This is a genomic window from Streptomyces olivaceoviridis (genome assembly GCF_014650115.1).
GTDB lineage: Bacteria > Actinomycetota > Actinomycetes > Streptomycetales > Streptomycetaceae > Streptomyces > Streptomyces olivaceoviridis.
The window spans coordinates 52,654-73,789 of sequence record NZ_BMUI01000021.1 but is presented as its reverse complement, the minus strand read 5'-3'; the positions used below and the strand labels follow the sequence as shown (position 1 = coordinate 73,789).

21 protein-coding genes are annotated in these 21,136 nt (G+C 73.3%); 13 read left to right on the top strand and 8 right to left on the bottom strand.

Annotated elements, in window-relative coordinates; genetic code table 11:
- Positions 1-21: 21 nt before the first annotated feature.
- The 4 genes from IE273_RS31600 (at position 22) to IE273_RS31585 (ending at position 4,044) form a co-directional block, all read left to right on the top strand.
- A complete protein-coding gene (locus tag IE273_RS31600) occupies positions 22-531 on the top strand; it encodes a flavin reductase family protein (RefSeq protein WP_189818590.1) in 510 nt (169 codons plus the stop codon).
- 227 nt (positions 532-758) lie between these two features.
- Positions 759-1,544, top strand: a complete 786-nt coding sequence (locus IE273_RS31595; RefSeq protein WP_189818589.1) for an electron transfer flavoprotein subunit beta/FixA family protein — start codon at positions 759-761, stop codon at positions 1,542-1,544.
- A gap of 52 nt (positions 1,545-1,596) precedes the next feature.
- The gene (locus tag IE273_RS31590) at positions 1,597-2,559 is read left to right on the top strand and encodes an electron transfer flavoprotein subunit alpha/FixB family protein (protein WP_189818588.1); all 963 of its coding nucleotides are present in this window, start codon (positions 1,597-1,599) and stop codon (positions 2,557-2,559) included.
- A gap of 186 nt (positions 2,560-2,745) precedes the next feature.
- Positions 2,746-4,044, top strand: a complete 1,299-nt coding sequence (locus IE273_RS31585) for a DUF6986 family protein (protein WP_189818587.1) — start codon at positions 2,746-2,748, stop codon at positions 4,042-4,044.
- A gap of 105 nt (positions 4,045-4,149) precedes the next feature.
- Here IE273_RS31585 and IE273_RS31580 read toward each other — a convergent pair whose 3' ends face one another.
- Positions 4,150-5,199 (bottom strand): LacI family DNA-binding transcriptional regulator, encoded by a 1,050-nt coding sequence (locus IE273_RS31580; RefSeq protein WP_189818586.1) that lies wholly within the window; start codon positions 5,197-5,199, stop codon positions 4,150-4,152.
- 205 nt (positions 5,200-5,404) lie between these two features.
- Here IE273_RS31580 and IE273_RS31575 point away from each other — a divergent pair, with 205 nt between their 5' ends.
- Positions 5,405-6,358 carry an ROK family protein gene (locus tag IE273_RS31575; RefSeq protein ID WP_189818585.1) on the top strand — a complete coding sequence of 318 codons (954 nt, stop codon included), beginning with the start codon at positions 5,405-5,407 and terminating at the stop codon, positions 6,356-6,358.
- 134 nt (positions 6,359-6,492) lie between these two features.
- Here IE273_RS31575 and IE273_RS31570 read toward each other — a convergent pair whose 3' ends face one another.
- Complete coding sequence (locus IE273_RS31570; protein ID WP_189818584.1) at positions 6,493-8,514, bottom strand: NPCBM/NEW2 domain-containing protein; 2,022 nt, start codon at positions 8,512-8,514, stop codon at positions 6,493-6,495.
- A 195-nt stretch (positions 8,515-8,709) separates the two neighbouring features.
- On the opposite strand from IE273_RS31570, the gene IE273_RS31565 reads away from it, so the two are divergent.
- Both IE273_RS31565 and IE273_RS31560 read left to right on the top strand, forming a co-directional pair.
- A complete protein-coding gene (locus IE273_RS31565) occupies positions 8,710-8,901 on the top strand; it encodes a hypothetical protein (RefSeq protein WP_189818583.1) in 192 nt (63 codons plus the stop codon).
- 154 nt (positions 8,902-9,055) lie between these two features.
- Positions 9,056-10,099: an NUDIX hydrolase gene (locus tag IE273_RS31560; protein WP_189818582.1), complete on the top strand. Its 1,044-nt coding sequence runs from the start codon at positions 9,056-9,058 to the stop codon at positions 10,097-10,099.
- On the opposite strand, the gene IE273_RS31555 is transcribed toward IE273_RS31560, so the two are convergent.
- Together IE273_RS31555 and IE273_RS31550 are read right to left on the bottom strand one after the other, a co-directional pair.
- Positions 10,069-10,803, bottom strand: coding sequence for an MBL fold metallo-hydrolase (locus tag IE273_RS31555; RefSeq protein WP_189818581.1), 735 nt, complete (start codon positions 10,801-10,803; stop codon positions 10,069-10,071). The genes IE273_RS31560 and IE273_RS31555 overlap by 31 nt on opposite strands.
- A 61-nt stretch (positions 10,804-10,864) precedes the next feature.
- Positions 10,865-12,220 carry a dipeptidase gene (locus IE273_RS31550; protein WP_189818580.1) on the bottom strand — a complete coding sequence of 452 codons (1,356 nt, stop codon included), beginning with the start codon at positions 12,218-12,220 and terminating at the stop codon, positions 10,865-10,867.
- Between the two features lie 127 nt (positions 12,221-12,347).
- On the opposite strand from IE273_RS31550, the gene IE273_RS31545 reads away from it, so the two are divergent.
- Positions 12,348-13,589, top strand: coding sequence for a geranylgeranyl reductase family protein (locus tag IE273_RS31545; protein ID WP_189818579.1), 1,242 nt, complete (start codon positions 12,348-12,350; stop codon positions 13,587-13,589).
- Here the strand turns inward: IE273_RS31545 and IE273_RS31540 are convergent.
- Positions 13,579-14,028, bottom strand: coding sequence for a nitroreductase family deazaflavin-dependent oxidoreductase (locus IE273_RS31540; protein ID WP_189818578.1), 450 nt, complete (start codon positions 14,026-14,028; stop codon positions 13,579-13,581). The genes IE273_RS31545 and IE273_RS31540 overlap by 11 nt on opposite strands.
- A 145-nt stretch (positions 14,029-14,173) precedes the next feature.
- Between IE273_RS31540 and IE273_RS31535 the strand changes: the two genes are divergently transcribed.
- The 4 genes from IE273_RS31535 (at position 14,174) to IE273_RS31520 (ending at position 17,802) form a co-directional block, all read left to right on the top strand.
- Complete coding sequence (locus IE273_RS31535; protein WP_189818577.1) at positions 14,174-14,866, top strand: TetR/AcrR family transcriptional regulator; 693 nt, start codon at positions 14,174-14,176, stop codon at positions 14,864-14,866.
- 116 nt (positions 14,867-14,982) lie between these two features.
- Positions 14,983-15,396: a hypothetical protein gene (locus IE273_RS31530; RefSeq protein WP_189818576.1), complete on the top strand. Its 414-nt coding sequence runs from the start codon at positions 14,983-14,985 to the stop codon at positions 15,394-15,396.
- 514 nt (positions 15,397-15,910) lie between these two features.
- On the top strand, positions 15,911-17,140 hold the full coding sequence (locus tag IE273_RS31525) for a sensor histidine kinase (RefSeq protein ID WP_373309421.1): 1,230 nt from the start codon (positions 15,911-15,913) through the stop codon (positions 17,138-17,140).
- Positions 17,137-17,802 (top strand): response regulator transcription factor, encoded by a 666-nt coding sequence (locus tag IE273_RS31520; protein WP_189818574.1) that lies wholly within the window; start codon positions 17,137-17,139, stop codon positions 17,800-17,802. Before IE273_RS31525 ends, IE273_RS31520 begins: the two co-directional genes overlap by 4 nt.
- Here the strand turns inward: IE273_RS31520 and IE273_RS31515 are convergent.
- Positions 17,763-18,047, bottom strand: a complete 285-nt coding sequence (locus tag IE273_RS31515) for a DUF6332 family protein (protein ID WP_189818573.1) — start codon at positions 18,045-18,047, stop codon at positions 17,763-17,765. The genes IE273_RS31520 and IE273_RS31515 overlap by 40 nt on opposite strands.
- Before the next feature lie 90 nt (positions 18,048-18,137).
- Entirely contained in the window at positions 18,138-19,628 is a 1,491-nt protein-coding gene (locus tag IE273_RS31510) for an MFS transporter (RefSeq protein WP_189818572.1), read from the bottom strand.
- A gap of 86 nt (positions 19,629-19,714) precedes the next feature.
- Between IE273_RS31510 and IE273_RS45285 the strand changes: the two genes are divergently transcribed.
- Complete coding sequence (locus IE273_RS45285; RefSeq protein ID WP_189818571.1) at positions 19,715-20,116, top strand: MarR family winged helix-turn-helix transcriptional regulator; 402 nt, start codon at positions 19,715-19,717, stop codon at positions 20,114-20,116.
- 34 nt (positions 20,117-20,150) lie between these two features.
- On the opposite strand, the gene IE273_RS31500 is transcribed toward IE273_RS45285, so the two are convergent.
- Positions 20,151-20,891, bottom strand: coding sequence for a maleylpyruvate isomerase family mycothiol-dependent enzyme (locus IE273_RS31500; protein WP_189818570.1), 741 nt, complete (start codon positions 20,889-20,891; stop codon positions 20,151-20,153).
- Between the last annotated feature and the right edge of the window lie 245 nt (positions 20,892-21,136).

The window sequence follows — 21,136 nt, the reverse complement described above, 5'->3', positions numbered from 1 at the left end:
CTTCCGCAGAAGGACAGTTCCATGACGGCCACGCCCGACCTCGGCACCGCTCGGCTCGCCTCCCCCGACCTGCTGCGCTCCACCTTCCGCCGGCATGCCGCCGGTGTGGCGGTGATCACCGCGCGCGGCGCCTCCGGCCCGGTCGGCTTCACCGCCACCTCCCTGGCCTCCGTCTCCGCCGACCCGCCACTGGTCTCCTTCGGTATCGGCACCGGCGCCTCCAGCTGGCCCGCGGTGGCCGAGGCCGGTCATGTCGGCGTGCACATACTCGGCGAGCACCAGAGTGAACTGGCGGCCACCTTCGCCCGCAGCGGTGCCGACCGCTTCGGCGCGCCCACCGTCTGGCGGGAGGGCCCGGAGGGCGTCCCGGTGCTGGACGGCGTGCTCGCCTGGCTGGTGTGCCGGATCGTCGGGCGGGTCCCGGCCGGTGATCACCGGATCGTGCTCGCCGAGGTGGTCCTCGGCGACCCCTCGGGCGCCGGCCGCCCGCTCCTCTACCACCAGGGCCGCTTCAACGGCCTGCGGGATTGATCACGTCCTGATCGTGCCGCCCCCTCCTGCGAGGCCGTCGGGTTCCGGTTACGCTGCGTTGCGAAGGTCACAGTTCAAAGCGCTTGCTTAGCGGGCATGGACTAGGTGTACTGGCGAGTAATATTTCGTTCGGAGCGTGCGGACGCCCCGACCGGGATCGGCCGCTAGAGGCGCCTATGCTGCCTGCAAGAGGCAGCCCGAAATGACGATGCAGTAGGAGAGCCGGCGTGAGCTTGAGGATCGTTGTCACTGTGAAGTACGTGCCCGACGCCACTGGCGACCGGCACTTCGCCGATGACCTGACCGTCGACCGCGACGACGTGGACGGTCTGCTCTCCGAGCTGGACGAGTACGCGGTCGAGCAGGCCCTCCAGATCGCGGAGAACGCGGACGACGCCGAGGTCACCGTCCTGACGGTCGGCCCCGAGGACGCCAAGGACGCGCTCCGCAAGGCCCTCTCGATGGGTGCCGACAAGGCCATCCACGTCGAGGACGACGACCTGCACGGCACCGACGCCATCGGCACCTCCCTGGTCCTGGCCAAGGCCGTCGAGAAGGCCGGCTACGACCTGGTCATCTCCGGCATGGCCTCCACCGACGGCACCATGGGTGTCGTCCCGGCGCTGGTCGCCGAGCGCCTCGGCGTACCGCAGGTCACGCTGCTGTCCGAGGTCTCCGTCGAGGACGGCACGGTCAAGGGCCGCCGCGACGGTGACGCCGCCTCGGAGCAGCTTGAGGCGCAGCTCCCGGCCGTCGTCTCCGTCACCGACCAGTCGGGCGAGGCCCGCTACCCGTCCTTCAAGGGCATCATGGCGGCCAAGAAGAAGCCGGTGCAGTCCTGGGACCTGTCCGACCTCGACATCGACGCCGAGGAGGTCGGCCTGGACGGCGCGTTCACCAAGGTCGAGGCCGCGACCGAGCGTCCGGCCCGCACGGCCGGCACCATCGTCAAGGACGAGGGCGAGGGCGGCAAGCAGCTCGCTGAGTTCCTCGCGAGCCAGAAGTTCATCTGAGGCTCGCCCCCGCTGACCGCCCCTCAACTTCGTTTCGCAGGAGAGCAATCCCATGGCTGAAGTCCTCGTCTACGTCGACCACGTGGACGGTGCCGTCCGCAAGCCCACCCTGGAGCTGCTGACCCTGGCCCGCCGCCTCGGCGAGCCCGTCGCCGTCGCGCTCGGCAACGGCGCCGCCGACACCGCCGCCACGCTCGCCGAGCACGGCGCGGTGAAGGTCCTCACCCACGACGCGTCCGAGTACGCCGAGTACCTGGTCGTGCCGAAGGTGGACGCCCTCCAGGCCGCCTACGAGGCCCTCTCCCCGGCCGCCGTGCTGGTGCCGTCCTCCGCCGAGGGCAAGGAGATCGCCGCACGCCTGGCGCTGCGCATCGGCTCCGGCATCATCACCGACGCCGTCGACCTGGAGGCCGGCGACGAGGGCCCGGTGGCCACCCAGTCGGTGTTCGCCGCGTCCTTCACCACCAAGTCCCGCGTCATCAAGGGCACCCCGGTCATCACGGTCAAGCCGAACTCGGCCGCCGTCGAGGCCGCCCCGGCCGCGGGTGCGGTCGAGGCCCTGTCCGTGACCTTCTCGGACAAGGCGACCGGCACGAAGGTCACCGGCCGCACGCCGCGTGAGTCGACGGGCCGCCCGGAGCTGACCGAGGCCGCCATCGTGGTCTCCGGTGGCCGCGGTGTGAACGGCGCCGAGAACTTCTCGATCATCGAGGCCCTCGCCGACCAGCTCGGCGCGGCCGTCGGTGCCTCGCGTGCCGCCGTCGACGCCGGCTGGTACCCGCACACCAACCAGGTGGGCCAGACCGGTAAGTCGGTCTCGCCGCAGCTCTACATCGCCAACGGCATCTCCGGTGCGATCCAGCACCGTGCCGGTATGCAGACCTCGAAGACGATCGTGGCCGTCAACAAGGACGCCGAGGCCCCGATCTTCGAGCTGGTCGACTTCGGTGTGGTCGGCGACCTGTTCGACGTCGTCCCGCAGCTGACCGAGGAGATCAAGACCCGCAAGGGCTGAATCCGCCCAGGGCGCGCCCGAGGCCCCGGTGACCGACCCGGTCACCGGGGCCTCGGTGCATCCTGGTGCCGGCGGGCGGGCGCGGGCGGCCAGGGTCCGGACGGGGTGTTGACCAGTGAGAACCACCCGGATAACTTCATTCTACGGATTGTTGATTCCGCAGAGCGGAAACTTGGAGGGTGTGGGATGGGTCAGCAGGAGAAGGTGGCGACGAGCCTCGCGGGTGCCGTCAGCGAGGAGATCAGCGCCTCCCTCGCACCGGTCGACGCGGAGCTGGAACGCCGCTACCCCGGGGACCCCGGCACCCGGCAGCCCGTCCACACCGTCTACGTCCCCGGGGACGCCTTCGCCGCCGGCACCCTTCGCTCCTGGGGCGACCAGGCGCTCGCCCTGCTCGACGAACACGCCCCCGACGCCGCCTCCTTCGCGGCGGTCCTCGGCCTGTCCGACGAACTGGCCGAGCCGGTCCACTCCCGCGTCCGCGCCAAGCTGGAGCGCGAGCCCGTCGAGGACCTGCGCGTCGACTTCGAGGACGGCTACGGCCCCCGGCCCGACGCCGAGGAGGACGAGACGGCCGCCCGCGCGGCCCGTCTGATCGCCGAGGCGTACGCGAACGGCACGGCCGCGCCGTACATGGGCATCCGCATGAAGTGCATGGAGGCCGCCGTACGCGACCGGGGCATCCGCACCCTCGACGTCTTCCTCACCGGCCTCGTTCAGGCCGGCGGCCTGCCCGAGGGCCTGGTCCTCACCCTGCCCAAGGTCACCTACCCCGAGCAGGTCGGCGCCTTCGTCCGGCTCCTGGAGGCCTTCGAGAAGGCGCACGGCCTTAACGCCGGACGCCTGGGCTTCGAGATCCAGATCGAGACCAGCCAGGCCATCCTCGCCGCCGACGGCACCGCCACCGTCGCCCGCATGATCCAGGCCGCCGAGGGCCGCGCCACCGGGCTGCACTACGGCACCTTCGACTACAGCGCCTGCCTCGGCGTCTCCGCCGCCCACCAGGCCAGCGACCACCCGGCCGCCGACCACGCCAAGGCGGTCATGCAGGTCGCGGCGGCCGGCACCGGCGTCCGGGTGTCCGACGGCTCCACCAACGTCCTCCCCGTCGGCCCGACCGCCAAGGTCCACGACGCCTGGCGCCTGCACTACGGCCTCACCCGCCGTGCCCTCGCCCGCGCCTACTACCAGGGCTGGGACATGCACCCCGGTCACCTCCCCACCCGCTACGCGGCGGTCTTCGCCTTCTACCGCGAGGGGTTCGAGCAGGCGGCGGCCCGCCTCGCCCGGTACGCCAACGGGGCCGGCGGCGACGTCATGGACGAGCCCGCCACCGCCAAGGCCCTCAGCGGCTACCTGCTGCGCGGCCTGGACTGCGGCGCCCTCGACCTCCCCGAGGTCGCCCGCCTCACCGGCCTGACCCGCACCGACCTGGAGAGCTTCGCGTCCCCCCGCCGCGGCGACCTGACGGCCTCCGCGCAGTAGCGAGGGGCGATTCGGGGAGGAGGGCGTCCGGTGACCGGGCTCCTCCTCCCGGGCCGCGGGGCTCCATCCAGGCATCCGGCCGCGAGGCCCGCCGCCGGTACCCCCTCAGACCGCCGGCGGCAGTTCGCCCGAGCCGCGGGTGATCAGGCGGGTCGGCAGTTCGATGCGTTCGGGGGCGAGGAGGGTGCCGTCGAGCTGGCGGAAGAGGCGCTCGGCGGCGGTGCGGCCGAGGGCCGCCGCGTCCTGGGCGACGACCGTGACGCCGGGCTGGAGCAGGTCGGCCAGCTCGATGTCGTCGAAGCCGACGAGCGCGACCGGGCGGGACTGCTCGGCGAGGATCCGGATCACCGTGACCGTCACCCGGTTGTTGCCGGCGAAGATCGCGGTCACCGGGTCGGCTCCGGACAGCATCTCCTCCGTCGCCCGGCGCACCCGCTCCGGGTTCGTCGCGCCGAGGGACATCCAGCGCTCCTCGACGGCTATGCCCGCGTCCTCCATGGCCGCCCGGTAGCCGCGCAGCCGCTCCGCCGCGGTGTGGATGCGGGGCATGTCGCCGATGAACCCGATCCGGCGGTGACCGTGCGCGATGAGGTGGGCGACCCCGTCGCGGGCGCCGCCGTAGTTGTCGGACAGTACGACGTCCGCGTCGATCCGTCCGGCGGGGCGGTCCACGAACACGGTCGCCACACCCGCCCTGATCTCCGGCTCCAGATAGCGGTGGTCGTCCCCGGCCGGGATCACCACCAGACCGTCCACCCGGCGCGCGCACAGTGCCAGCGCCAGCTCCTGCTCCCGCTCGGGGTCCTCGGCGCTGGAGCCGTTGATCAGCAGGGCGCCGTGCGCGCGGGCCACCTCCTCTACGGCGCGGCTGAGCGGGCCGTAGAACGGGTCCGCGAGATCCTCCAGCACCAGGCCGATGCTCGCCGTCCGGCCCTTGCGCAGCACCCGGGCGCTGTCGTTGCGGCGGAAGCCGAGCGCCTCGATCGCCTCCTGCACCCGGCGCTCGGTGTCCGGGGTGACCCCGGGTTCACCGTTGACCACCCGGGAGACCGTCTTCAGCCCGACCCCGGCGCGCGCCGCCACGTCCTTCATCGTCGGACGGTTGCCGTACCGGTTTCCGGGGAGGCGGTCTGCGCGGCGGGTGGTCTCGGGCACGATGCGTCTGTCCTGTCTCTCGTCCGTCCACGGGGGTGGTGCGCGAACCGTGGGCTTGTATGAGGATGTGGCGTCGAGCATAGAGCCTGGACAACGTTGTCAGATGCGCGAGAGACTGTCCACCGCTGTCTCCGGCCTGCGCCCCACCGCTTGACCGGCCTGCCTCCATTTGGTTTTCAAGCTTGAACGGGGAGATCTGACTCTGATGCACACCGACCTCGTGGCGGCCCTGGACATCGGCGGCACCAAGATCGCCGGCGCGCTGGTGGACGGCGGCGGCCGGATCCTGGCCCGGGCCCAGCGCGCCACGCCCGCCCAGCAGGACGGCGAAACGGTCATGCGGGCCGTGACGGAGGTGCTCGGCGACCTCGCCGGGTCGCCCCTGTGGGGACGCGCGGGCTCGATCGGCATCGGCAGCGCCGGGCCGGTCGACGCCTCCGCGGGCACCGTGAGCCCGGTGAACGTGCCGGGCTGGCGCGGCTTCCCCCTGGTGGACCGGGTGCGCACGGTCACCGGGGGCCTGCCGGTGGAGCTGATCGGCGACGGTGTCGCGATCACCGCGGCCGAGCACTGGCAGGGCGCCGCGCGCGGTCACGACAACGCGCTGTGCATGGTGGTCTCGACGGGTGTCGGCGGTGGCCTGGTGCTGGGCGGACGCCTGCATCCCGGTCCGACCGGCAACGCCGGGCACATCGGCCACATCAGCGTCGACCTGGACGGCGATCTCTGCCCGTGCGGCTCGCGTGGCTGCGTGGAGCGGATCGCCAGCGGCCCGAACATCGCCCGCCGGGCGCTGGAACACGGCTGGCGCCCCGGGCCGGACGGTGACACCTCGGCCGCCGCGGTGGCCGCCGCCGCCCGCGCGGGCGACCCGGTGGCCGTGGCCTCCTTCGAGCGGGCCGCGCAGGCGCTCGCCGCCGGTATCGCGGCCACCGCGACCCTGGTCGAGATCGATATCGCGGTGATCGGCGGGGGCGTCGGCAAGGCGGGCGACGTCCTGTTCACGCCGCTGCGCAAGGCCCTCACCGACTACGCGACCCTGTCCTTCGTGCGGCACCTCACCGTCGTGCCCGCGCAGATGGGCACCGACGCGGGCCTGGTCGGCGCGGCTGCGGCGGCCCTGATCCGCACCCCGGACGCGACGGCGGCGAGCCGCTAGGGTTCGCCGGTTCCGGCGGCGGGGCGGGCCAGAGGCTCGCCGGATCAGGCAGACGACCCGGCGAGGCCCCGGACCCAGCCCTCGGTGAAGCCGCGGACCCGGCTCCGGGCGGGCCCGGAGCCGGGCCCCGGGGGTCAGCAGGTGAGGCGGGCGTCCGCCCAGTCCGCGTGGTCCGAGTCGACGCCGTCGCCGCCGTCGGTGACGACCAGCCGGACCACCTGGGCGCCGGTCACGTCGGCGGTGAGCGACTGGGCGGGCATCGCGTTGGTGAGGACGCCGGTGGACGCGGCCTTCGTGCCGTCCGCCCAGATCTCGAAGGCGACGGTCCCCTTCGTGCCCTTCTCGTCGTCCACGCCGACCTCCGCGGTGACCTTCTCGCAGGCCTCACCGGTGTAGAAGGAGATGTCGCTGAGCGCGTGGACGCCGAGCCCCTTGGCGTACACCGTCCCGCCGACGGTGAGCGGATTCCCGTCACCTGCGGCGTTCTCCCCGTTGCTGGTGTTCCGCTCCACCGGTCCCCAGCCGCTGGTCGCCGACAGCCACGGCAGGTCACCGAGGTACGACGTCCCGGCGGGCGGCGGCACGACGACGGACGCGGTCAGCGGAAGGGTGCTGGTGACCGGTGTGCCGGACGGTGAGCGGTAGTTCGTCGTGAGCGTGAGGCCGTAGGAGCCGGTCGGTGTGCCGGACGGCGCGGTCACCCGCCAGCCGGTGCGCAGTGTCCCGCCGGGGGCGAGCGTGGAGGCCGAGGTCGCCGAGGTGGGCCGTACCGTCCAGCCGGCGGGGCCGGTCAGCGACACGGAGACCTGTCGCGCGGGTGTCCGGCCGAGGTCGGTGACGGTGCTGGTGAGCGTGGCCGGGCCGCCCGCCTCCAGCAACGTGCTGCCGTCCAGGCCGAGTTCGACGGCCGGCGGGTGGGTGGCCCAGCGCGGGTCGGCCGAGACGCGCAGCAGAACCGTGCCGTGTGCCGGGACGGTGGCGGCGATGGTGCCGACGGTGTTGTACGTGCGGTGCTGCCACAGGTCGCGCAGGGCGTAGGCGTCGGCGCCCGGCAGGCCGACGGCACGCGCGCTGGTGGCGATCCGCTGGGCGGTGCCGGACTCGTTGAAGAGGGCCACCGCGCGGCTGCCGTCCTTCATCTCCTTGGCGACGACCCAGCGCCCGCCCCCGGAGGAGACGACGGTGCCCTGCTTGCCGAGCGGGTCCTGGTCGACGGCGATGACCTCCTTGTTGCCCAGGATGTCGTAGGTCGCCGGGGATGCCTTGCGCAGGTCGGTGCCGATGAGCAGGGGCGCGGCCATGACCGACCAGAGCGAGAAGTGCGAGCGGTACTCGGTGTCCGTCATGCCGCCGTTGCCGACCTCCAGCATGTCGGGGTCGTTCCAGTGCCCGGGGCCGGCGTACGGCGCGAGCGGGAGGTTCTGCTTCAGGATCGACAGCATCGAGCTCCAGCTGTCGCTGATGTCGCCGGTGGTCCGCCACAGGTGGCCGACGTCCGAGGCCCACTCCCAGGGCTTGTTCTGGCCCCACTCGCAGATGCTGTAGACGATGGGCCGCCCGGTCGCCTTCAGCGCGTCCCGCATGGTCCGGTAGCGCTGCTGGGCGTCCACGCCCTGGTTGTTGCAGTTGTCGTACTTCAGGTAGTCCACGCCCCAGTCGGCGAACTGCCGTGCGTCGCTGTACTCGTGGCCCAGGGCGCCCGGGAAGCCCGTGTTGTCGCACGTCTTGGTCCCGGCGCTGGTGTAGATGCCGAGCTTGAGCCCCTTGGCGTGGACGTAGTCCGCGACCGCCTTGATCCCGTCCGGGAAGCGGGCGGGGTCGGGCACCAGCTTGCCGTTCGCGTCACGGTCCGGCAGGGCCCAGCAGTCGTCCAGGTTGACGTACTGGTAGCCCGCGTCCTTCAGGCCCTTCTCCACGAACAGGTCCGCGATGCCCTCGACCATGGACGCGTTGAACTCGGCGCGGCAGTGGGTGGAGTTCCAGTTGTTGAAGCCCATCGGCGGGGTGAGGGCGAGCCCGTCGGCGAGGGCGGGCGCGGCGGGGGTCTCGGCGGGGGCCGCCAGGGCGGGGGAGGCGAGGCCCGCCGCGCACAGCAGGCCGGCGGTGAGCGCTCCGGCCACTCTTCGGCGGGTCGTGCGGGTGTGAGGGTGACGCATCGTTGACGTTCCTCCGACTCGCGAAACCGGGATGACTGCATGTACGCGTCATCGGTGCGCGTTTACGGTAGGACGTGTCTGAGTGTGTTGGAAGAGGCTTGTCAGATGTTTGGGTGTGTTCGCTTGGTGGGGTAACGGCCCGGTGCGCGCGAGCCGCAGCGTGACTCGCGGACCCTCCGCGCAGTTGATCAGCGCATGAAGAAGCGCAGCCTGCTCGCCATCGCCACCCTCGCCGCCGGATTCGTCGTGGCCGCCGTCACCCCGTCCCACGCGGCGGACCAGGCACCCCTCGGCGACCTCAACGTCTCGGACACCCTCGACTCGGCCGGCCACCTCGTCGCCCAGGACAGCCTGGACGTCGACCACGGCGCCCTCGGACACGAGTAACCCCCGGCGGCGTACGGCGTGCGTGCCGGTGCCCCCGCCGCGGGGGGCGCCGGCACTCCCGTGTGCGCGCGGACAGGCGCCCTCAACGGGACGGGGTTTCCGTGGCAGGGTGGAGCGGGCAAGCCTCAGGGGGCCGACACAGGAGGGGGAGTCCGTGACCGTCGTCTGGATCAACGGCGCGTTCGGTGCGGGGAAGACCACCACGGCACGCGAACTGATCGAACTGATCCCGAACAGCGCGCTCTTCGACCCCGAGGTCCTCGGCGGGGCGCTCACGCACCTGCTGCCGCCCAAGCACCTCGCCGAGGTCGGCGACTTCCAGGACCTGCCGATCTGGCGCCGGCTGGTGGTCGACACCGCCGCCGCGATGCTCGCCGAGCTGGGCGGCACCCTCGTGGTGCCCATGACCCTGCTCCGCCAGGAGTACCGGGACGAGATCTTCGGTGGCCTCGCCGCCCGCCGGATCACCGTGCACCATCTGCTGCTCACCCCGGCCGAAACGATCCTGCGCGAGCGGATAGCCGAGCGGGAGATCCCGCCCGACCTGCCGGACGGCGAGATACGCGTACGGCAGTGGTCCTACGACCACATCGAGCCCTACCGCGCCGCCCTCGCCTCCTGGCTCACCGCCGACGCCCACCCGGTCGACACCAGCGACCTCACCCCCTACGAGACCGCCGTCCGCATCGCCGACGCCGTCGGCAGCGGGGCCGTACCCGTCTGCGACATCGTCCAGACCCCCGAGCCGACCGCCGAGACGCTCGCCGCCGGCGTGCTGCTCTTCGACGAGGACGACCGGGTGCTGCTGGTCGACCCCACCTACAAGCCCGGCTGGGAGTTCCCCGGCGGCGTGGTGGAGCGGGGCGAGGCCCCGGCCCGCGCCGGGATGCGCGAGGTCGCCGAGGAGACCGGGATACACCTGTGCGAGGTGCCCCGGCTGCTCGTCGTGGACTGGGAGCGGCCCGTGCCACCCGGGTTCGGCGGGCTGCGGCTGCTGTTCGACGGGGGCCGGCTGGAGTCCGGGGAGGCGTCCCGGGTGCTGCTGCCCGGCCCGGAACTGCGCGCCTGGCGGTTCGCCACGGAGCAGGAGGCCGCCGCCATGCTGCCACCCGTCCGCTACGAGCGGCTGCGCTGGGCGCTGCGCGCCCGGGAGCGGGGCAGCGCGCTCTACCTGGAGGCGGGCGTGCCGGTGGGCTGACCCGGCGTCGCGACGATCGAGCGGAGTGCGGCGGTGGCGCCGCTCAGGACCGGATCGCCGTGGCCGAAGCAGGCCACCTCCGCCTCGAGGTCCGCCAGACGCCCGATCGAGGCGAGCAGTCGGCCCCGGTCCAGGTTGAACACCCCCGCCACCGGCGTTCCGTCGTCCGGTGCCGCCGCCACCGTGTCCCCGGTGAAGAGCACTCCGTGCGCGGGCAGGAACAGCGCGATGCTGCCGTCCGTGTGCCCCGGGACGTGCACCACCCGCGCCCCGCCGCCGAAGCCGAGGACGTCCCCGTCCGTCACCTCGGTGAGGGCGGGCGGGGGCACCGGCGGGCCCTCGGGCAGGTGCCGGGCCGCCTCCGCGTGGATCGGCAGCTCCCATTCCTCGAACCGTGGCGGCGGACCCGGCCGTTCACCCCGCACGAACGGCGCGTCCAGCGGGTGCGCCAGCACCTCCGCCCCGCTCAGCGCGGCGAACTCGCCCGCCCCGCCCGCGTGGTCCTCGTGGAAGTGGGTCAGGGCGATGCGTCGTACGTCCTGCGGGGAGCGGCCCAGAGCGGTGATCGCGTCGGCGATCGTCCGGCCGGAGCCGACCGGACCCGCGTCGACCAGGGTCAGTTCGTCGCCGTCGCGCCAGAGGTAGGACTGGCCGACCGGGAAGCGCAACAGGTACAGGCGGGGCAGCAGTTCGATGACGTCCATGCGCCGACCGTAGGGAGGCCCCCGGCCGGGGGCGAGGTTCCTCTGCCATGGGCAGAACGGTTCAGCTCGCCGCGTAGTTGCGCAGGAACAGCGCCTCCGCGACCGACAGCCGCTCCAGCTCCTCGGGGGACACGCTCTCGTTGACCGCGTGGATCTGCGCCTCCGGCTCGCTCAGCCCGATGAGCAGGATCTCCGCCTTCGGGTAGAGACCGGCGAGCGTGTTGCACAGCGGGATGGAGCCGCCCTGGCCCGCGTAACTCATGGTCTCGCCCGGGTAGGCCACCGCCATCGCGTCGGCCATCGCCTGGTAGGCGGGGCTGGAGGTGTCGGCGCGGAACGGCTGGCCCTGGCCGATCTGCTCGGTGCTGACCCGGGCGCCCCACGGGGTGTGCGCCTCGACGTGCGCCTGGAGCAGCCGGGTGGCCTCCGCCGCGTCCACGCCCGGCGGCACCCGCAGGCTGATCAGGGCACGGGCACTCGACTGCACCGACGGGGTGGCGCCCACGACCGGCGGGCAGTCGATGCCGAGGACGGTGACCGCCGGGCGGGCCCAGATGCGGTCGGCGACCGAACCGCCACCGATCAGCTCGACGCCGTCCAGCACCTTGGCGTCCGTGCGGAACTGCTCCTCGGCGTACTCCAGACCGTCCCACCGGGCCGTGGCGTCCAGGCCGTCGACCGTGGTGGAGCCGTCCTCGGCGCGCAGCGAGTCCAGCACCCGGATCAGCGCGGCCAGCGCGTCCGGGGCGGCGCCGCCGAACTGGCCCGAGTGCAGGTTGCCGGCCAGGGTGTCGATCCGCACCCGGACCATGGTCATACCGCGCAGCGTGGTGGTCACCGTCGGCAGGCCGGCCCGGAAGTTGCCCGCGTCGCCGATGACGATGGTGTCCGCCTCCAGCAGCTCGGGGTGCTGCTCGGCGTACCGCTCCAGGCCGCCCGTGCCCTGCTCCTCCGAGCCCTCCACGATCATCTTCACGTGCACCGGGACGCCGCCGTTCGCCTTGAGGGCGCGCAGCGCGAGCAGGTGCATGATGAAGCCGCCCTTGCAGTCGGCGGTCCCGCGGCCGTACCAGCGGCCGTCGCGCTCGGTCAGCTCGAACGGCGGGGTGGCCCAGCCGGCCTCGTCCAGCGGGGGCTGCACGTCGTAGTGCGCGTACAGCAGAACCGTTTTCGCACCGTCCGGGCCCGGGAGGTGGCCGTACACGGACCGCGTGCCGTCCGGGGTGTCCAGCAGGGCCACGTCCGTGAAGCCCTCGGCGCGCAGCGCGTCGGCTATCCAGCCCGCGGCGGCGTCGCTCTCGCTCTTCGGGAACTGCGCGAAGTCCGCCACCGACTTGAAGGCGACCAGCTCGGCCAGCTCCGCCTTCGCCCGGGGCAGCAGCGAGGCGACGGTCTCGGCGACCGGATTCGACGGCATGGGCACGCTCCTCGTAGGTGCGACGTTGTAGGGGTGGGACCGATCCTCCCACAGTGGCCTGCGCGGACGGCCGCCGTAGGATGCGACAGGACACTCGGCAACGGCTTGATCGGAGCGGTAGACCATCGTGAGCGGCGAGAACTCTTCGGCGGACGACGTGCAGCGGGTCTGGGACGTCGTCGTGGTGGGCGCGGGCCCCGCGGGCGCCTCGGCCGCCTACGCGGCGGCGGTCGCGGGACGGCGCGTGCTGTTGCTGGAGAAGGCCGAGTTGCCCCGCTACAAGACGTGCGGCGGCGGCATCATCGGCCCCTCGCGCGACGCGCTGCCGCCCGGCTTCGAGCTGCCCTTCCGGGACCGGGTGCACGCGGTCACCTTCTCCAACAACGGCCGCTTCACCCGCACCCGCCGTTCCAAGCAGATGCTGTTCGGGCTGATCAACCGCCCCGAGTTCGACCAGCAACTGGTCGAGCACGCGCAGAAGGCGGGCGCCGAACTGCGGACGGGCGTCACCGTGCAGCGGGTCGAGCAGCACGGCTCGGCGGTGCCGGACCGGCGCACGGTCGCCGTCGTCCTCCAGGGCGGGGAGACGGTGCTGGCCCGCGCGGTCGTCGGCGCCGACGGCAGCGCCAGCCGGATAGGAGCCCACGTCGGCGTGAAGCTCGACCAGGTCGACCTCGGCCTGGAGGCGGAGATCCCGGTGCCCGAGACGGTCGCCGAGGACTGGAAGGGCCGGGTCCTCATCGACTGGGGCCCGATGCCGGGCAGTTACGGCTGGGTCTTCCCGAAGGGCGACACGCTGACGGTCGGTGTGATCTCCGCGCGCGGTGAGGGCGCCGCCACCAAGCGGTACCTGGAGGACTTCATCGCCCGGCTGGGTCTCGCCGGCTTCGAGCCCGCCATCTCCTCCGGGCACCTGACCCGCTGCCGCGCCGACGACTCGCCGCTGTCCCGGGGCCGGGTGCTGGTCTGCGGGGACGCGGCCGGCCTGCTGGAGCCGTGGACCCGCGAGGGCATCTCCTTCGCGCTGCGCTCGGGCCGGCTGGCGGGGGAGTGGGCGGTCCGGATCGCCGAGGCGCACGACGCCGTCGACACCCGCCGCCAGGCCCTGAACTACGCGTTCGCGATCAAGGCGGGGCTCGGCGTCGAGATGAGCGTCGGCAAGCGGATGCTGGCGGTGTTCGAGAAGCGCCCCGGCCTCTTCCACGCGGCCCTCACCGGGTTCCGCCCGGCCTGGCGGGCGTTCCGGGACATCACCCAGGGCTCCACCTCGCTGGGCGAGCTCATCCGCTCCCACCCGATCGCCCAGCGCGCCCTGACCGCGTTCGACCGGAGCCAGGCCGCCTCGGCGGAGGAGTCCGTCAGTTCGTGACGGTGATGCGGAAGACGGGGTGGTCGGGGGCGATCCGGCGCAGCTCCGCGTCCGGGGAGTCGGGGCCGACGCCGTTGAAGAAGACCCCGACCTCCGCCTTCCAGCGCTTGAGGTAGGCCCGCAGCAGCGGGACCTTGTCGTCGTCGGCGACCTCGGTCGCGGTGAAGACGTCCACGTTCTTGCCGAGCCGCAGTTCGCCGCCGCCGGCCGCGCGCATGTTCCGGGTCCACTGGACGTGGCCGCGCGGGGCCAGAAGGTACTGCTGCCCGTCCACCGTCAGCAGGTTGACCGGCGTGGTGCGCCACTGCCCGCTCTTGCGCCCCCGCACCGCGAGGACCCGGGAGCCCCAGACGCTGATGCCGCGCCGGGTGAGCCAGGAGACGGCCCGGTTGAAGACGTTGACGGTGAACCAGCCCGGCTGGACGACGTGTGTCGGCATGGTGACCCCCACGGTTTGAGAGAGCGGTGCTCTCGCTCGACTCCAGTGTGGGGGAGAGAGGTGCTCCGAAGCAAGAGCGGTGCTCTCTTTTTTGTCTGCCGCTCTCGTCTGTGTGCACCGCTCTCCCGCATGGCACACTGCTGGCATGACCACCGCACAAGGTGCCCGCGCCCGGGCCAGGCAGGAAGTCACCGCGGCCATCAAGGAGGCGGCGCGCAGACAGCTCGCGGCGGAGGGCGCGGCCAAGCTCTCCCTGCGGGCCGTGGCCCGCGAGCTGGGCATGGTCTCGTCGGCCCTGTACCGCTACTTCCCCAGCCGGGACGACCTGCTGACCGCCCTGATCATCGACGCCTACGACTCCGTCGGCGAGGCGGCCGAGCGGGCCCGGGACGCCGTGGCCGACGCCCCGCCGCCGGCCCGCTGGATCGCCGTGTGCGAGGCGGTCCGCGACTGGGCGCTCGCCCATCCGCACGAGTACGCGCTGATCTACGGCTCACCCGTGCCCGGCTACTCCGCCCCCGAGACCACCGTCCCGGCCGCGGCCCGCGTCGGCATGGTCTTCATCGGCATCGTGCGGGACGCCCACGAGGGTCCGGGCCTGTCCGGGCTCTCCCTCCCGGCCGACCTGCGTCCCGAGGGCGCGCGCATGGTCGCCGACTTCGCCGCCGACGTACCGCCGGAGGCCGCGGTGGCGCTGGTGGCGGCCTGGGCCCAGCTGTTCGGACTGATCGGCTTCGAACTGTTCGGCCAGTTCAACCGGGTGGTGGAGGACCGGGAGACGTTCTTCCGCCACGCGGCCGGCCGACTGGCGGAGGGGGTGGGGCTGGGGCGGGGGTGAGTGGGGCGTTGCCCCTCTTCAGGGTGGTTTGGCGGCGGATCTCCTGCCGGGCCGGTCGCGGCCGTGGCTTGACTGAGCACCAGGGTGCTCTCTGAGCCGGTCACACAGGAGGTTCCATGCGTTCTCTGCTCGTTGCGGCAGCGGCATTCGCTCTGATCACGGCAAGCGCCGGTGCCGGCGCCGCCGAGACGGCCCACGAAAGCGCGGCCTGGCAGTGCGCGCGGGACGTGTGCCTCCGGGTGAGCAAGACCCCTGGGCACAGGGACGCGCACGGATGCAATCACAAGGTCTGCGTCAACGTGGTCGGCAACGCGTCCGGCTACACGACGAGCGGCTACTACAGCGGCTCGAACCGGTTCTACGGCCACATCAACGTGTGGGGCCCCGGCATGAGGGTGGAAGGCAAGGACAGCGCCTACCCCGGCGTCGCGGGGAAGGGCCGGGGAACCGGCCAGACCTGTGCCGAGGGCTGGGAGCTGGACAACGGCAGGTACACCTCCGTGGGACTGCCCTGTGAGGACGTCACCTGACCGCCCCGGGCTCTTCCCCGGCCGGGGCCGGGTCGGGTTGCGCGCTGACGCGTGCGGCACCGGCCCGCGGCGTGGTGCCCCGGTGCCGGACCACGCCCACCGCGGACCGTCCCGTCCCGTCCCGGCGTCGGCCGGCCGCCCGGCTCGCCCCGCCGCTGCTCCCGCCGGGGACCGGGATGCGGGGTCCCGTCCGGCGTGCGGGATGCGGAGTCCTGCCTGGCGTCCGGAGCGGGCAGTCCACGCCTGGCATCGGGGGTGTGGGGTCCGGTCCGGCGTCCGGGGTGTGGGGTCCCGCTTGGCGTTGGGGATGCGGGGTTCGGTCCGGTGTTCGGGGCGGGGAGTCCGGTCCGGCGTCCGGGGCGTGGGGTCCCGCCTGGCGTCGGGGATGCGGGGTCCCGTCCGGCGACGCCCCCCGTGAGCCACGTCACCCCGGCGTCCTGCGGCGCGTACTCCCCCGGGAGTACCTGTGATCGCCTCGCCCGGCTGACGTCGTCCCGGTGCGTCGGCGTCTAGCGTGGCCCGCATGGACGAGCAGCGCGGCGGCGGCCCCTCGCACGGGTGGCGGTACGGGCCGCCGGGGTGGAACCGCCCGGACCGGGCCGTGACGCACCGCGCCCGGCCGCCGTGGCGTTCCACCGTGCTGCTCACCGCGTTCGTGCTGGTCGGCAGCGACTTCGCCGCGCACGCCCAGCCGGACCGGGTGCCGCTCGACGGTTACGCGCGCGTGCTGCTGCTCGTCGCCGCGGCGCTGTTGTTGTGGCGGCATCGCCACCCGGTGGCCGTGGCGTTCGGCACGGCCACTGCGACCCTCGCCTATCTGGCCCTCGGCCACCCGTACGGACCGGTCTTCCTCACCGTGGCGGTCGGCTGTTTCGGCGCGGTCGTCGCCGGGCACCGGCGGGCGGCCTGGGCCGCCGTGGCCCTGCTGTGGGCGGGACACGTCCTGGTCGCGCTCTGGCTGTACCGATGGCTTCCGCCCGCCGGGGACCGCGGCGCGGGCATCGGCCAGGAGATCGTCGTCGCCACCTGGGTGCTGGCCGTCGTCGCCCTCGCCGAGCTGGCCCGGGTGCGGCGCGAACAGTGGGCACGGGAGCGCGCGGACCGCGCGGAGGCGGCGCGACGGCGCGCGGACGAGGAGCGGCTGCGCATCGCCCGCGAGCTGCACGACGTCCTCGCCCACAGCATCTCCGTCATCAACGTCCAGGCCGGCATGGGACTCGCGCTGCTGGACAGCGACCCCGAGCAGGCGCGGGCCGCGCTCACCACGATCAAGGCCGCCAGCAAGGAGGCGCTCGGCGAGGTGCGCCAGGTCCTCGGCACCCTGCGCGCCCCGGGCGCCGCGCCGCGCGCTCCCGCGCCCGGTCTGGACCGGCTGCCGGAACTGGTGGAGCAGGCCGCGGCGGCCGGCCTGACCGTCGACACCGAGGGCGAGCCGCCCCGGCTGCCGCCGGGCGCCGACCTGGCCGCCTTCCGCATCGTTCAGGAGGCACTCACCAACGTCGTACGCCACTCCGGTTCCCGGCACGCGCGCGTGCGCCTCGCGTACGCCGACGGCGCTCTGCGGCTGCGGATCGACGACGACGGACCGGCGACCGGCGCGGACGCCGGGGGCGGCGGCAACGGGCTGGCCGGCATGCGGGAGCGGGCCGCCGCGCTGGGTGGCACCGTCGAGGCGGGCCCGCGCCCCGACGGCGGCTTCCGGGTGCTCGCCGTCCTGCCGTCGCGCCTCGGGGAGGACCAGTGATCCGGGTACTGCTGGCCGACGACCAGTCGCTGGTGCGCGCCGGTTTCCGGGCGCTGCTCGACGCCCAGCCGGACATCGAGGTGACCGGCGAGGCGGCCGACGGCGAGGAGGCGCTGCGCCGGGTGCGCGAACTGCGGCCGGACGTCGTGCTCATGGACATCCGCATGCCGGTGCTGGACGGTCTGGCCGCGACCCGGCGCATCACCTCCGACCCGGCGTCGGCGGACGTGAAGGTGGTCATGCTCACCACCTTCGAAGTGGACGAGTACGTCTTCGAGGCCATCCGCGCGGGTGCCTCCGGCTTCCTGGTGAAGGACACCGAGCCGGACGAACTCCTGCGCGCCGTAAGGGCGGTGGTCGAGGGGGACGCACTGCTGTCGCCGGGCGTCACGCGTCGGCTGATCGCCGAGTTCGCGGCGCGGTCCAAGCAACCCGCGGCTGCGGACGCGCTCGCCCGGCTCACCGAGCGGGAGCGGGAGGTGATGGCGCTGGTGGGCATCGGCCTGTCCAACGGGGAGATCGCCCGTCGGCTGGTGGTCAGCCCGCTCACGGCCAAGACGCACGTGAGCCGGACCATGGTGAAGCTGGGCGCCCGGGACCGCGCCCAACTCGTGGTCCTCGCCTACGAGTCGGGGTTGGTGCGGCCCGGCTGGCTGGGCTGAGCCGTCCGCCGGAAGCGCACCAGCACGCTGACCACCCGGGCCACGAACACGACCGACGCGACCGTCATGCCGAGCCGCAGCAGGACCTTCGACGGGAGGTCGGGCAGGTCGAAGAGGAGCGCGGGCCCGGCCACGGCCCCGAACAGCACCGCCGCAGCGAACGCGGCGCTGACGAGCGCGTAGCCGGTCTCGACCGTCGCCGCGTCCTGCTCCGCCTTGTTCCGGCGGCCCCCGTCTGCGTACATTCCGTCAGTTTCGCAGGCGCGCGCCCGGCGGGACAATCGATTCCCGCCGGGCGCACGCGCGCAGGCGCCCCCCCTCTTTCCCGGCCTCCGCTAGTCACGGACCGGTACGCGGTCCACGTCCGCCTCCTTCACGGTGGACCTGGCGACCACGACCGACCGTCCCCGGCGGGACCGGCGCAGCCCGGTGAGCGACAGCAGCAGCCCCACGACGGCCATGGCCGCGACCACGACCAGACCGGGCCGGTAGCTGTCCAGGACGGCCTGCGGAGTGGCCCGCGCGGGAGCGTGCGCGGTCACCACCGCCGTCACGACGGCCAGGAAGAGCGCGCCGCCCACCTGCACCGAGGTGTTGAGCAGACCCGAGACCATGCCCTGCTCGTGCTCGTCCACGCCGTTGGTGGCCTGGACGTTGAGGGACGGGAAGGTCAGCGCGAAGCCCGAGCCGACCAGCAGCATGGTCGGCAGGATCACCGCCGCGTAGACCGGGTGCAGGTCGACGCGCAGGAACAGCGCGTACCCGACCGCCAGCAGGACGAAGCCGAGCACGATCAGCCGCGCGGTGCCGAACCGGTCGATGACGGCCCCGACCTTGGTCGCGGAGAGCGCCACCAGCGCGCCCGCCGGCAGGAACGCGAGCGCCGTGTGCAGGGCCGACCAGCCCAGCACCTGCTGCATGTAGAGCGTGACCAGGAACTGGAACCCCGTGTAGCTGCCGACGAACGTCAACGCGCCCAGCTGGGCCCGGACCTGCGGCCCGGAGCGCAGCACCCCGAGCCGGACCAGCGGGCTCGGGGTGCGCAGCTCGACGAGCACGAAGGCGACCAGCATGACGGCCACGGCGACGAAGGACAGGAGCGTCCGGGCCGAGGCCCAGCCGGTCCCGGGCGCCTCGACTACGGTGAACACCAGCAGCAGCATCGAGGCGGTGCCGAGGACGGCACCCGGGATGTCGTAGCCGCCGTGGTCGCGTTCGCGCTCGGTGCGCGGCAGCAGCCTCGTGCCCACGACCAGCGCGAGCAGTGCGACCGGGGCGGGCAGCAGCATGGTGAACCGCCAGCTGGCCTCGGTGAGCAGCCCGGAGAAGACGAGGCCCATGGAGTAGCCGGCGGCGGCGCAGGTGGTGTAGATCGACAGGGCCCGGTTGCGCAGCGGGCCCTCCGGGAACGTCGTGGTGATGATCGACAGGCCCGCCGGTGCCGTGAAGGCCGCGCTCAGGCCCTTGACGAAGCGGCTGGCGATCAGCAGCGGGCCGGAGTCCACGAGTCCGCCGAGCAGCGAGGCCAGTGCGAAGACACCCAGCGCCACCAGGAACACCTGGCGCCGGCCGAGCAGGTCCGCGGTCCGGCCGCCGAGGAGGAGCAGGCCGCCGTAGCCCAGGATGTAGCCGCTGACGACCCATTGCAGGGTCGACGTGGACAGGCCGAGATCGGAACCGATGGAGGGCAGCGCGACGCCGACCATCGACACGTCCAGCGCGTCCAGGAACATCGCGGCGCACAGCACCAGCAGGGTGCCCCACAGTCTGGGTGTCCAGCGGACCGCCGCGGACGGCGTCGCGGAGGTGTTGAGCGGAGAGGTCATGCCGCGAACACTTACATGCACCTGCATGAGATGCAAACGCATTTAATGACGGTGCAATAAATGCGTTTGTCTGCTACGGTGCGCTCATGGCGGCGAAGAGGCAGCCCGAACAGGCGCTCGTGGAGCAGTGGCGGGACATCCTGGCCCTGCATGCCCGCACCCAGTGCGAAGTGGACCGGGCGCTGCACGGGCACGGACTGTGCGCGAGCGACTTCGAGGTGCTCGACCTGCTGGCCGAGGGCGCGGCCGCGGACGGCGGCTCCGCCTACCGGGTGCAGGAGATCTCCGACCGGGTCCACCTCAGCCAGAGCGCGCTGTCCCGGCTCATCGGCCGCCTGGAGAAGGACGGCCTGGTCGAGCGGGCCATGTGTCCGGAGGACCGGCGCGGGGTGCGGGTGGTCCTCACGGCGAAGGGACGCGCGCTGCACGGCGAGGTACGGCCGGTGCAGCGCGCGGTGCTGGCCAGGATGCTGGCCGAGGCGGACTGAGGGGTCTCGGTGGCGGTGAGGGCTGTCGCGGTCGTCAGATCCGCGACCGCTCCCGCCACAGGGCCGCGAGTGACGGGTCGCCGGTCAGGTGCGGCACCGCCGTCCGGTTCCACAGCGCCAGGTACAACTGATCGGCCGGCCCCGAGAGTTCGGCCTCGGCCGGACCCTGCTCCGCCCGTGCGGTCACCGGCGGCCCGTCACCGAGCCGCACCGTCCACACCGCGTCCTGCCCCGCGTCCAGCGCGCGCACCCGGAGCGTACGCGGCTCCTCGGTGCGCATCCGGCTGCGGGGGCGGGCGTGGAAGCCGCGCAGCAGTTCGTCGATGCCGTCCACCGCGAACTCCGGCGCGATCGGGGACGGCGTGCCGCCGCGCGCCGCCTCGGCGTCGTAGCGGTGCACGGTCGTCTCGTGCGCCTGCCGCCGGGTCCAGAACGCCAGCGACGAGGGGCTCGGCGCGGGATGGAAGGTCCAGCACTCCAGGTCGGCGGGCGCGGCGGCCAGCGTCTCCACCAGCAGGCCGTGACCGTCCCGGTACCAGGCCACCAGCTCGGCCCCGTCCAGCGCCGGCGGCTCGCCCAGGGGCCGGGGGGCGGTCTGCCCCTCGGCGACCAGGGCGGCGGCCCACCGGTGCACCGTGCCGGTGTGCCGTACCAGGTCCCGCACCTGCCACTCCGGGCACGTCGGCACCTTGGCTTCGGGCCCCGCGGCGGCGGCGGCCGTCGCGAGCAATCCACCCTCGCGGTCCAGGATCTGAAGGAACTCGGCAGTCTCCATGGGCTGAGTGTGCCGGATGGAGCGGGCTCCAGCGGGCATGCGTGCACGGCGCGAGCGGCCGGTAAGGCGCCGGTGACGACCGTTCCGCCGGCCTCGGGCACCTCCGGGCGGCACGGCTCGGACGCGCCCGCGCTGCCCGGCGCCCCGGCTCGGTCCCCGGAGCGCGCGGCGGCGAGCCGCGGTTCGCCGACCGCGACGACGACGGGGGTACGGCGATCACGCCGCACGCGATCCGCGTGGCGCTC

Excerpts from the sequence above, each read along its gene's own strand:
- IE273_RS31600 (WP_189818590.1), top strand. The coding sequence starts at position 22 with ATGACGGCCACGCCCGACCTCGGCACCGCTCGGCTCGCCTCCCCCGAC.
- IE273_RS31590 (WP_189818588.1), top strand. The coding sequence starts at position 1,597 with ATGGCTGAAGTCCTCGTCTACGTCGACCACGTGGACGGTGCCGTCCGC.
- IE273_RS31585 (WP_189818587.1), top strand. The coding sequence starts at position 2,746 with ATGGGTCAGCAGGAGAAGGTGGCGACGAGCCTCGCGGGTGCCGTCAGC.
- IE273_RS31575 (WP_189818585.1), top strand. The coding sequence starts at position 5,405 with ATGCACACCGACCTCGTGGCGGCCCTGGACATCGGCGGCACCAAGATC.
- IE273_RS31570 (WP_189818584.1), bottom strand. The coding sequence starts at position 8,514 with ATGCGTCACCCTCACACCCGCACGACCCGCCGAAGAGTGGCCGGAGCG.
- IE273_RS31565 (WP_189818583.1), top strand. The coding sequence starts at position 8,710 with ATGAAGAAGCGCAGCCTGCTCGCCATCGCCACCCTCGCCGCCGGATTC.
- IE273_RS31555 (WP_189818581.1), bottom strand. The coding sequence starts at position 10,803 with ATGGACGTCATCGAACTGCTGCCCCGCCTGTACCTGTTGCGCTTCCCG.
- IE273_RS31550 (WP_189818580.1), bottom strand. The coding sequence starts at position 12,220 with ATGCCGTCGAATCCGGTCGCCGAGACCGTCGCCTCGCTGCTGCCCCGG.
- IE273_RS31540 (WP_189818578.1), bottom strand. The coding sequence starts at position 14,028 with ATGCCGACACACGTCGTCCAGCCGGGCTGGTTCACCGTCAACGTCTTC.
- IE273_RS31535 (WP_189818577.1), top strand. The coding sequence starts at position 14,174 with ATGACCACCGCACAAGGTGCCCGCGCCCGGGCCAGGCAGGAAGTCACC.
- IE273_RS31530 (WP_189818576.1), top strand. The coding sequence starts at position 14,983 with ATGCGTTCTCTGCTCGTTGCGGCAGCGGCATTCGCTCTGATCACGGCA.
- IE273_RS31515 (WP_189818573.1), bottom strand. The coding sequence starts at position 18,047 with ATGTACGCAGACGGGGGCCGCCGGAACAAGGCGGAGCAGGACGCGGCG.
- IE273_RS31510 (WP_189818572.1), bottom strand. The coding sequence starts at position 19,628 with ATGACCTCTCCGCTCAACACCTCCGCGACGCCGTCCGCGGCGGTCCGC.
- IE273_RS45285 (WP_189818571.1), top strand. The coding sequence starts at position 19,715 with ATGGCGGCGAAGAGGCAGCCCGAACAGGCGCTCGTGGAGCAGTGGCGG.
- IE273_RS31500 (WP_189818570.1), bottom strand. The coding sequence starts at position 20,891 with ATGGAGACTGCCGAGTTCCTTCAGATCCTGGACCGCGAGGGTGGATTG.